This is a genomic window from Pseudomonas sp. IT-P100, assembly GCF_949767185.1.
Lineage (GTDB): Bacteria > Pseudomonadota > Gammaproteobacteria > Pseudomonadales > Pseudomonadaceae > Aquipseudomonas > Aquipseudomonas fluorescens_B.
In genome coordinates this window covers 254,640-264,379 of the sequence record NZ_CATKQK010000059.1, presented here as the reverse complement: position 1 = coordinate 264,379, position 9,740 = coordinate 254,640, and the positions used below count along the sequence as shown (strand labels likewise).

Here is a 9,740-nt window from a genome sequence, read left to right as displayed (position 1 = left end):
CGAGACAATAAAAAGCCCCGCTCTCTTTTAAAGAGGCGGGGCTTTTTCATGCCCGGAATTTCGGCTCACCTGAATCGTGCAGGAGCTGCCCGCAGCAAGCGGGCTCCTACAAGGTGAATCAGGCTTCGGACTTGTTGGCAGCAGCCGCTTCAACAGCAGCCTTGATGGTGCTTTGCAGCGAACCGTCTGCAGCCATCTCGGTCATGATGTCGCTACCGCCGACCAGTTCACCACCAACCCACAGTTGCGGGAAAGTTGGCCAGTTGGCGTATTTTGGCAGGTTGGCGCGGATTTCCGGGTTCTGCAGGATGTCCACGTACGCAAACTTTTCACCACATGCCATCACGGCCTGCGCGGCTTTCGCGGAGAAGCCACACTGCGGGGCATTCGGCGAACCTTTCATGTAAAGCAGAATGGTGTTGTTAGCAATCTGCTCTTTAATCGTTTCGATGATATCCATGGAGCACCTCGGCTGAACTTTCCGACTCAGGGGTCGGCACGGTGGCGCATTGTAACGGAAACCCGAGCGCCATGCTCGGTCTCCCCGACAGACTCAATCAAGCCGCCGCCACGGTCACCGGCACACCGTTCAACGCCGCATTACCCGACAACTCGTCGAGCAGACATTCATCGGTCAGGTCATTGGCGCTGGAACCTGGCTGGCTGCTGGCAATCGTCAGCTGCACGCCAGGCCGCGCATGACCCCAACCGTGCGGCAGGCTGACCACGCCTTTCATCATATCCAGACTGCCCAGCACTTCCACCTCGATCATGCCGACCCGGGAACTGACCCGCACCCGCTGCCCGTCGCTGAGGCCTCGACTGGCCAGGTCGTCCGGATGCATCAGCAATTGATGGCGTGGCTTGCCCTTCACCAGTCGATGATAGTTGTGCATCCACGAGTTATTGCTGCGTACGTGACGACGGCCAATCATCAGCAACTCATCGGCGGCCGGCGCTTGCAGCGCGGCGAAGCGAGCCAGGTCGGCAAGGATGGCTGCGGGGGCTGCCTGGATGCGCTGGTTAGGGGTTTTAAGGCGCGGAGCCAGGTTGGTTTTCAACGCTCCAAGATCAACACCATGCGGATGATCGAACAACGTCGCCAGGGACAACCGGTGCTCCGAGGCATCGCCATACAAGCCCATGCGCAAACCACGATCAATCATCTGTGCGGGCGGGATCGTCGGTTTAAGTTCCTTGCCGGTCTTCGCGGCAAAGGCCTTGGCCAGCCCGACAAAAATTTCCCAGTCGTGCAGTGCGCCTTCCGGTCTGGCCAGGATCGCGCGGTTGAACCGGGTGACGTTACGCACCGCGAACATGTTGAAGGTGGTGTCGTAGTGATCGTTTTCCAGGGCCGATGTCGACGGCAGGATCAGATCGGCATAGCGCGTGGTTTCGTTGATGTAGAGATCGACACTGACCATGAACTCCAACCCGTCCAGCGCCTGTTCAAGCTGTCGACCATTAGGCGTCGACAGCACCGGGTTACCGGCCACGGTGATCAGTGCGCGGACCTGCCCTTCCCCTTCGGTGAGCATCTCTTCGGCCAGCGCCGACACCGGCAACTCGCCGCCGTATTCCGGACGCCCGGAAACGCGGCTCTGCCATAAGTTGAAATGCCCGCCCGAGGTGGACGCTACCAGGTCCACTGCGGGTTCTGTGCACAACGCGCCACCCACGCGGTCGAGGTTGCCGGTGACCAGATTGATCAGTTGCACCACCCAATGGCACAACGTCCCGAACGCCTGGGTCGAGACACCCATGCGGCCGTAGCAGACGGCTGTCGGGGCCGCGGCGAAGTCCCGCGCCAGTTGGCGAATCTGCTCGGCCGGCACAGCGCACAGCGGGCTCATGGCCTCGGCAGTGAAACCCGCGACGGCGGCGCGCACTTCATCCAGACCGTCCACCGGCAGATGGCTGCCGCGGGTCAGGCCTTCGGCGAACAAGGTGTTGAGCAGCCCGAACAACAGCGCCGCATCGCCACCGGGACGCACGAACAGATGCTGATCGGCCATCGCCGCCGTTTCGCTGCGGCGCGGGTCGACCACCACCACTTTGCCACCCCGGGCCTGAATCGCCTTCAGGCGCTTTTCCACGTCCGGCACGGTCATGATGCTGCCGTTGGAGGCCAGCGGGTTACCGCCGAGGATCAACATGAAATCAGTGTGATCGATGTCCGGGATCGGCAACAGCAGACCGTGGCCGTACATCAAATGGCTGGTCAGGTGATGGGGCAACTGATCGACCGACGTCGCGGAAAACCGGTTGCGGGTTTTCAGCAGGCCGAGGAAGTAATTGCTGTGGGTCATCAGCCCGTAGTTGTGCACGCTGGGGTTGCCTTGGTACACCGCCACCGCGTTCTGCCCGTGCCGCGCCTGAATCCCGGCCAGGCGTTCGGCGACCAGGTTGAAGGCGTCTTCCCACTCGACAGGTTGCCATTCGCTGCCGACCCGCAGCATCGGCTGACGCAAACGGTCCGGATCGTTCTGGATATCTTGCAGGGCGACAGCCTTGGGGCAGATATGCCCGCGACTGAACGTATCCTGGGCGTCGCCCTTGATCGAGGTGATCCGGAGATCGCCATCGACCTCGGTGGTCTCGATGGTCAGGCCGCAGATGGCTTCACACAGGTGGCAGGCACGGTGATGGAGAGTCTTGGTCATGGCCAGTCTCTGTTTTGTTCTGGGCGGGCAATATCGGCCGCGGGATCAAAACTATGGCCTGCACTCCGCCGCTGCGCCAGCGACGTTCATCTTGTGAATCGGCGACCATCAGGCCAGCCGATGGCCGACAGGGATCACTTGGGCAGCAGCCTCGCCGGCGCCTGCAACTGGATCTCCTGAACGGTTTCGATCTGCTCGTGGGCGACATGCACCCCGGTGAGTTCGCCGATCAGTCGCCAGTGCTCGTCGAGACCTGCGCTGATGGTGGCCATGCGATCGATCATCCGCCGTCCAGCGGCCTTGGTCACTTCGTCGTTGCTTCGCAAAAGCTCGAAGGACATCGAGGTCATGGAGGCCGTGAGATGCGTCAGTGAGCGGGCCGTGAGGCCGAGCAGTTCCATGAGTTGCTGTTCTTTCGATTCCATTCCGAAGGCTTCCTGCGTCATTCGTGACTTAGTTATAACCCAGCACATTGCATTAGCAAGTGTTTCAGACGAGGCACATTGCCATCTGACACCCGGAATACCGTACCGGAAACCGACCATCAGTAAACCATGCCCGCCCCGCTTGATTGCAAAGCCCCGCAAGCCCAGTGTACAAATGACGGGCTGCTGTCAGGAAACCGGCTTCAAATGCGCTACTGCGGTTACCCCGTAGCCCCTCTGAAATCCCCTAAACACCGTAGCCTATTGGAAAAACGCGACATTTAATGTCAAGATCGCGCCTTCCCTATTTCGTCGCCCCGTGCGGCTTACGCCGCAGGTCTCGCCCGTTTTTCAATTAAACAAGGCTTTGAGTATCTGCGGTCTGTTGCAAAAAGGTAGTCAATGATGAGCGCAAGGCACTTTCTCTCCCTGATGGATTGCACGCCCGAAGAGCTGGTCAGCGTGATCCGTCGAGGCGTTGAGCTCAAAGACCTGCGTAACCGCGGCGTACTGTTCGAGCCTCTGAAAAACCGCGTACTCGGGATGATTTTCGAGAAATCCTCGACCCGCACCCGTATCTCGTTCGAAGCCGGCATGATCCAGCTCGGCGGCCAGGCCATCTTCCTGTCGCCGCGCGACACCCAACTGGGTCGCGGCGAGCCGATCGGCGATGCCGCCATTGTCATGTCGAGCATGCTCGATGCGGTGATGATCCGTACATTTTCCCACAGCACACTGACCGAATTCGCCGCCAACTCGCGCGTCCCGCTGATCAACGGCCTGTCCGACGATTTGCACCCGTGCCAGTTACTGGCCGACATGCAAACCTTCCTCGAGCATCGCGGCTCGATCCAGGGCAAAACCGTTGCCTGGATCGGAGATGGCAACAACATGTGCAACAGCTATATAGAAGCGGCGATCCAGTTCGACTTCCAGCTGCGTATCGCATGCCCTGAAGGCTATGAACCCAACCCCGAATTCGTGGCCAAGGCCGGCGATCGGGTGACCATCGTTCGCGACCCGAAGGATGCCGTGCGTGGCGCCCACCTGGTGAGCACCGACGTCTGGACCTCCATGGGCCAGGAAGAAGAAACCGCCAAGCGCCTGAAGCTGTTCTCGCCGTTCCAGGTCAATCGCGCGCTGCTGGATCTGGCCGCCGAGGATGTGCTGTTCATGCATTGCCTGCCCGCCCACCGTGGCGAAGAGATCAGCCTCGACCTGCTCGATGACCCGCGCTCCGTCGCCTGGGATCAAGCGGAAAACCGTCTCCACGCACAAAAGGCCCTGCTCGAGTTTCTCGTCGAACCGGCGTATCACCACGCATGAGCCAGCCATTACTGCTTAATCTGCGCAATCTCGCTTGCGGCTATCAAGACCAGCGCGTTGTGCAGAACCTCAACCTGCATTTGAATGCCGGCGACATCGGTTGCCTGCTCGGCTCTTCAGGCTGCGGCAAAACCACCACCCTGCGGGCGATTGCCGGTTTCGAACCGGTTCATGAAGGTGAAATCACCCTGGCAGGCGAGACAATCTCCAGCGCCGGCTTCACCCTCGCCCCGGAGAAACGCCGGATCGGCATGGTGTTCCAGGATTACGCCCTGTTTCCACATTTGAGCGTGGCCGAGAACATCGGGTTCGGGATCCGCAAGCACCCGCAGAAGGATCGCGTTATCGAAGAACTGCTGGAACTGGTCAACCTGAAAAACCTCGGCAAGCGCTTCCCGCACGAGCTATCGGGTGGCCAGCAGCAGCGTGTCGCTTTGGCCCGCGCCCTGGCGCCGGAGCCGCAGTTGCTCCTGCTCGACGAACCGTTTTCCAATCTCGACGGTGAACTGCGGCGCAAGCTCAGCCACGAGGTGCGCGACATCCTCAAGGCCCGTGGCACCAGCGCAATTCTGGTGACCCACGACCAGGAAGAAGCCTTCGCGGTGAGCGATCATGTGGGGGTCTTCAAGGAAGGTCGCCTGGAACAGTGGGACACGCCCTACAACCTGTATCACGAACCGCTGACGCCCTATGTGGCCAGTTTCATTGGTCAGGGTTACTTCATTCGCGGTCAGTTGAGCAGTCCGGAATCGGTGCAGACCGAGCTGGGTGAGTTACGCGGCAATCGGGCTTACACTTGGCCGATTGGTGGCGCGGTGGATGTGCTGCTACGTCCGGACGATATCGTTTATGCACCGGACAGCGCCTTGAAGGCGCGGATTATCGGCAAGTCGTTCCAGGGTGCGTCGACGTTGTATCGGTTGCAGTTGCCAACAGGCGCGCAGCTGGAGTCGATTTTCCCGAGCCATGCTGATCATCTGGTCGGTGCAGAAGTTGGCATTCGCGTGGCGGCCGAACATCTGGTGTTGTTCCAGGCGTCCGGTAGCACGGCGGCGCAGATTCCGGCGGTAGACTCCGGCGTCCGTCGCTACAGCACTGCCAGCTGACGAAAGATCAAAAGATCGCAGCCTTCGGCGGCTCCTGCAGAAACACGCGTTCCATGTAGGAGCTGCCGAAGGCTGCGATTTTTTGCTTCCTAACCCAACATCAGCGTTCCGCTCGCCACCAGCGTCGCATTCCCGCCGATCTTGACCCGATCCCCTTCTAACCGACAGAACAACTCCCCGCCGCGTTTCGAACACTGAAACGCTGTCAGACTCGACTTGCCCAAACGTTTCGACCAGTACGGAATCAGGCTGCAATGGGTGGAACCGGTCACCGGGTCTTCATTGATGCCGATCGCCGGTGCGAAGTACCGAGACACAAAATCATGCTTGCTGCCCTTGGCGGTGACGATGGCACCCGGCCACGGCAGTTTGGCCAAAGCCACCATGTCTGGCTGACAATCGAGCACCGCCTGCTCCGACTCCAGCACCACGAACAATTCATTCGAACCCAACACATCGACCACTTCGACGCCCAAGGCGCGTTCGACATCCAGTGTCACGCCCACTTCAGACGGCACGATTGCCGGGAAATCCAGCCAGAAGCGACCGCCCTCACGACTTACGCTCAACGGGCCGGATTTACAAATGAAGTCCAAGCGTTCGACCGGTTCTTTATAGATCTCGAACAACACGTAAGCGCTGGCCAGGGTGGCATGCCCACACAAAGGCACCTCGGTGGTGGGAGTGAACCAGCGGATGTGCCAGCCCAGCCCTTCACGCACCACAAAAGCAGTTTCAGCGAGGTTGTGCTCGGCCGCGATCTTCTGCATCAACTCGTCGGCGAGCCAGGCATCGAGCCGATAGACCATCGCCGGGTTGCCACTGAACGGCCGATCACTGAACGCATCGACCTGATGAAACTCAAGCTGCATAACCTTCTCCCTGATTCAGGCGCGGCCGATATCGGCGAACTTGGCCTGCGTGTGTTCGGCCAGTACTGCGGGGGCCAGTTCCACTTCCAGACCGCGCCGACCGGCACTGACAAAAATGCTGGCGAAGGGCTGGGCCGAATTGTCGATAAACGTGCGCAAGCGCTTTTTCTGCCCCAGCGGGCTGATGCCACCCAACAGATAACCCGTCGAACGTTGCGCCGCGGCCGGGTCGGCCATTTCGACTTTTTTCACCCCAGCCGCATGCGCCAGGCCCTTCAAGTCGAGACTTCCGACGACCGGCACCACAGCCACCAGTAATTCCCCTTTCTCGCTGGCCGCCAGCAATGTCTTGAACACTTGCGCCGGGTCCAGGCCCAGTTTCTCCGCGGCCTCCAGCCCATAGGATGCTGCCTTCGGATCATGTTCATAACTGTGCACGCGATGTTCGGCACGAACTTTTTTCAACAAATCCAATGCGGGGGTCATGACAGCTCCAGACTGGGCGGCAGAGAAAAAATACTGCGCTGGATTCTAGGACATTGCTGCATAAAAGGCTCTATCACGGCAGCGTTTCCACAGCCTGGCGCTGGTTTTTACCGTTCGTCAGAGATCGCCTCGCCCGCCAAACAAAACGATCATTCATGTGACTAATAGTTTCAATGTGACCGGTAGTTCACTTTCGACCTTTGACAGCAGTGTTTCTTGTCTATATTTTTTCGAATCTGAATACCGTACAACGTGAAAACGCAGCAACCAGCAGTAAGCCGGGAACAGGATGGGGATCCTGCCTCGGTGAAAATCGCGCTTTGGCCATGACGAAAAAAGCGCCAGACAACAAAAACAAAGAGGTTTTCGATGACAACTGCTTTACAACAACCGTCGCTCTCCAGCCAATGCATGGCCGAGTTTCTGGGTACTGCACTGCTGATCTTTTTTGGTACCGGTTGCGTTGCCGCCCTCAAGGTCGCGGGTGCCAGCTTTGGCTTGTGGGAAATCAGCATCATCTGGGGCGTTGGCGTCAGCATGGCGATCTACTTGACCGCCGGGGTTTCCGGGGCTCACCTCAACCCTGCCGTCAGCATCGCGCTGAGCATTTTCGCCGACTTCGAAAAACGCAAACTGCCGTTTTACATTCTTGCCCAGGTGGCTGGCGCGTTCTGTGGCGCGTTGTTGGTTTACACGCTGTACAGCAATCTTTTCTTCGATTACGAACAAACCCACCATATGATTCGTGGCACTCAAGCCAGCCTCGAACTGGCGTCGGTGTTCTCCACGTTCCCCAACCCGGCCCTGTCCACGGCCCAGGCCTTCCTGGTTGAAGTGATCATCACCGCCGTCCTGATGGGCGTGATCATGTCCCTGACCGACGACAACAACGGCCTGCCTAACGGGCCCATGGCGCCACTGCTGATCGGCCTGCTGATTGCGGTGATTGGCAGCTCGATGGGGCCGCTGACCGGCTTTGCGATGAACCCGGCGCGTGACTTCGGACCGAAACTGATGACTTTCTTTGCTGGCTGGGGTGAAATTTCTTTCACCGGTGGACGCGATATCCCGTACTTCCTGATTCCGATTTTTGCACCGATTGTCGGTGCCTGCCTCGGTGCTGCCGCGTATCGCGGGCTGATTGCCCGTCATCTGCCCAGCGCCATACCTGCTACAAAGGACGCAACACCGGCCATTGACGGCAAACCAAGAACTTCTTGATACCGTAGGCGCGCGACTCTGCCCATTTGGTCCCGCGCCTGACCTCACCTCCTTATTTCGTCCAAGGCAATCGACATGACCGACATTCAGAATAAGAACTACATCATTGCCCTCGATCAGGGTACGACCAGTTCCCGCGCGATCATTTTCGACCGCGACGCGAACGTGGTTTGCACGGCCCAGCGCGAATTCGCCCAGCATTATCCGCAAGCCGGTTGGGTCGAACACGACCCGATGGAAATCTTCGCCACCCAAAGCGCCGTGATGGTCGAGGCCCTGGCGCAAGCCGGCCTGCATCACGACCAGGTCGCGGCGATCGGCATCACCAACCAACGTGAAACCACCGTGGTCTGGGACAAGACCACCGGCCGCCCGATCTACAACGCGATCGTCTGGCAGTGCCGCCGCAGCACCGAAATCTGCCAGCAACTCAAGCGTGACGGCCACGAGCAATACATCAGCGAAACCACCGGTCTGGTCACCGACCCGTACTTCTCCGGCACCAAACTCAAGTGGATCCTCGACAACGTCGAAGGCAGCCGTGAACGTGCGCGCAAGGGCGAGTTGCTGTTCGGCACCGTCGACAGCTGGCTGATCTGGAAATTTACCGGCGGCAAAGTGCACGTCACCGACTACACCAACGCCTCACGCACCATGCTCTTCAACATCCACACCCTGGAGTGGGATGCGAAGATGCTGGAGGTGCTGGATATTCCGCGCGAAATGCTGCCGGAAGTTAAGTCCTCGTCGGAAATCTACGGCCACACCAAAAGCGGCATCGCCATCGGCGGTATCGCGGGCGACCAGCAGGCCGCCCTCTTCGGCCAGATGTGCGTTGAGCCAGGCCAGGCGAAAAACACCTACGGCACCGGCTGCTTCCTGCTGATGAACACTGGCGACAAAGCCGTGAAATCCAAGCACGGCATGCTGACCACTATCGCCTGCGGTCCGCGTGGCGAAGTGGCCTACGCACTGGAAGGCGCTGTCTTCAACGGTGGCTCAACCGTTCAGTGGCTGCGTGATGAATTGAAAATCATCAATGACGCCCACGACACCGAATACTTCGCCAACAAGGTCAAGGACAGCAATGGCGTGTACCTGGTACCGGCCTTCACCGGTCTGGGCGCACCGTATTGGGACCCGTATGCCCGTGGCGCACTGTTCGGACTGACCCGCGGCGTACGCGTGGATCACATCATTCGTGCAGCGCTCGAGTCGATCGCCTACCAGACCCGCGACGTGCTCGACGCCATGCAACAGGATTCCGGCGAGCGCCTGAAAGCCCTGCGCGTGGATGGCGGCGCGGTGGCGAACAATTTCCTGATGCAGTTCCAGGCCGACATCCTCGGCACCCAGGTCGAGCGTCCGCAAATGCGCGAAACCACCGCGCTGGGCGCCGCTTACCTCGCCGGTCTGGCGTGTGGTTTCTGGGGCAGCCTGGAAGAGCTGCGCGGCAAGGCGGTGATCGAGCGCGAATTCGAACCGACGCTGGACGAAACCGCGAAGGAAAAACTCTACGCCGGCTGGAAAAAAGCGGTCAGCCGCACGCGTGATTGGGAACCTCATGAAGGCGCTGAATAAGCCAACGTAAGTACTCGTATCTGTATGTAACTGGTAGGGAGCAGATTCCTGCGGCATCAT

General features: G+C 59.4%; 9 protein-coding genes. 4 read left to right on the top strand and 5 right to left on the bottom strand.

Going from position 1 to position 9,740, the window contains the following annotated elements:
• Positions 1 to 118 precede the first annotated feature (118 nt).
• From grxD to ACM6IQ_RS30500, 3 genes are all read right to left on the bottom strand, one after another.
• A complete protein-coding gene (gene grxD / locus ACM6IQ_RS30510) occupies positions 119 to 460 on the bottom strand; it encodes a Grx4 family monothiol glutaredoxin (RefSeq protein ID WP_016773402.1) in 342 nt (113 codons plus the stop codon).
• A gap of 97 nt (positions 461 to 557) precedes the next feature.
• Positions 558 to 2,663: a molybdopterin oxidoreductase family protein gene (locus ACM6IQ_RS30505; RefSeq protein ID WP_017340572.1), complete on the bottom strand. Its 2,106-nt coding sequence runs from the start codon at positions 2,661 to 2,663 to the stop codon at positions 558 to 560.
• A gap of 134 nt (positions 2,664 to 2,797) precedes the next feature.
• On the bottom strand, positions 2,798 to 3,088 hold the full coding sequence (locus ACM6IQ_RS30500) for a hypothetical protein (RefSeq protein ID WP_017340573.1): 291 nt from the start codon (positions 3,086 to 3,088) through the stop codon (positions 2,798 to 2,800).
• A gap of 405 nt (positions 3,089 to 3,493) precedes the next feature.
• Here ACM6IQ_RS30500 and argF point away from each other — a divergent pair, with 405 nt between their 5' ends.
• Positions 3,494 to 4,414 carry an ornithine carbamoyltransferase gene (gene argF / locus ACM6IQ_RS30495; protein ID WP_031319095.1) on the top strand — a complete coding sequence of 307 codons (921 nt, stop codon included), beginning with the start codon at positions 3,494 to 3,496 and terminating at the stop codon, positions 4,412 to 4,414.
• A complete protein-coding gene (locus ACM6IQ_RS30490; protein WP_017340575.1) occupies positions 4,411 to 5,520 on the top strand; it encodes an ABC transporter ATP-binding protein in 1,110 nt (369 codons plus the stop codon). The genes argF and ACM6IQ_RS30490 overlap by 4 nt, the downstream gene beginning before the upstream one ends.
• Before the next feature lie 89 nt (positions 5,521 to 5,609).
• Here the strand turns inward: ACM6IQ_RS30490 and ACM6IQ_RS30485 are convergent, their stop codons facing one another.
• Both ACM6IQ_RS30485 and ybaK read right to left on the bottom strand, forming a co-directional pair.
• Positions 5,610 to 6,392: a PhzF family phenazine biosynthesis protein gene (locus ACM6IQ_RS30485; protein WP_017340576.1), complete on the bottom strand. Its 783-nt coding sequence runs from the start codon at positions 6,390 to 6,392 to the stop codon at positions 5,610 to 5,612.
• A 15-nt stretch (positions 6,393 to 6,407) separates the two neighbouring features.
• Positions 6,408 to 6,878, bottom strand: a complete 471-nt coding sequence (ybaK, locus tag ACM6IQ_RS30480; RefSeq protein WP_007971306.1) for a Cys-tRNA(Pro) deacylase — start codon at positions 6,876 to 6,878, stop codon at positions 6,408 to 6,410.
• 369 nt (positions 6,879 to 7,247) lie between these two features.
• On the opposite strand from ybaK, the gene ACM6IQ_RS30475 reads away from it, so the two are divergent.
• The gene (locus tag ACM6IQ_RS30475; protein WP_414880578.1) at positions 7,248 to 8,099 is read left to right on the top strand and encodes an MIP/aquaporin family protein; all 852 of its coding nucleotides are present in this window, start codon (positions 7,248 to 7,250) and stop codon (positions 8,097 to 8,099) included.
• Between the two features lie 75 nt (positions 8,100 to 8,174).
• Positions 8,175 to 9,680, top strand: coding sequence for a glycerol kinase GlpK (glpK, locus tag ACM6IQ_RS30470; protein ID WP_150654075.1), 1,506 nt, complete (start codon positions 8,175 to 8,177; stop codon positions 9,678 to 9,680).
• Positions 9,681 to 9,740: the final 60 nt, after the last annotated feature.

Bases quoted from the DNA above. Each gene is read 5' to 3' on its own strand.
- grxD (WP_016773402.1), bottom strand. From the start codon at position 460: ATGGATATCATCGAAACGATTAAAGAGCAGATTGCTAACAACACCATT.
- ACM6IQ_RS30505 (WP_017340572.1), bottom strand. From the start codon at position 2,663: ATGACCAAGACTCTCCATCACCGTGCCTGCCACCTGTGTGAAGCCATC.
- ACM6IQ_RS30500 (WP_017340573.1), bottom strand. From the start codon at position 3,088: ATGGAATCGAAAGAACAGCAACTCATGGAACTGCTCGGCCTCACGGCC.
- argF (WP_031319095.1), top strand. From the start codon at position 3,494: ATGAGCGCAAGGCACTTTCTCTCCCTGATGGATTGCACGCCCGAAGAG.
- ACM6IQ_RS30490 (WP_017340575.1), top strand. From the start codon at position 4,411: ATGAGCCAGCCATTACTGCTTAATCTGCGCAATCTCGCTTGCGGCTAT.
- ACM6IQ_RS30485 (WP_017340576.1), bottom strand. From the start codon at position 6,392: ATGCAGCTTGAGTTTCATCAGGTCGATGCGTTCAGTGATCGGCCGTTC.
- ybaK (WP_007971306.1), bottom strand. From the start codon at position 6,878: ATGACCCCCGCATTGGATTTGTTGAAAAAAGTTCGTGCCGAACATCGC.
- ACM6IQ_RS30475 (WP_414880578.1), top strand. From the start codon at position 7,248: ATGACAACTGCTTTACAACAACCGTCGCTCTCCAGCCAATGCATGGCC.
- glpK (WP_150654075.1), top strand. From the start codon at position 8,175: ATGACCGACATTCAGAATAAGAACTACATCATTGCCCTCGATCAGGGT.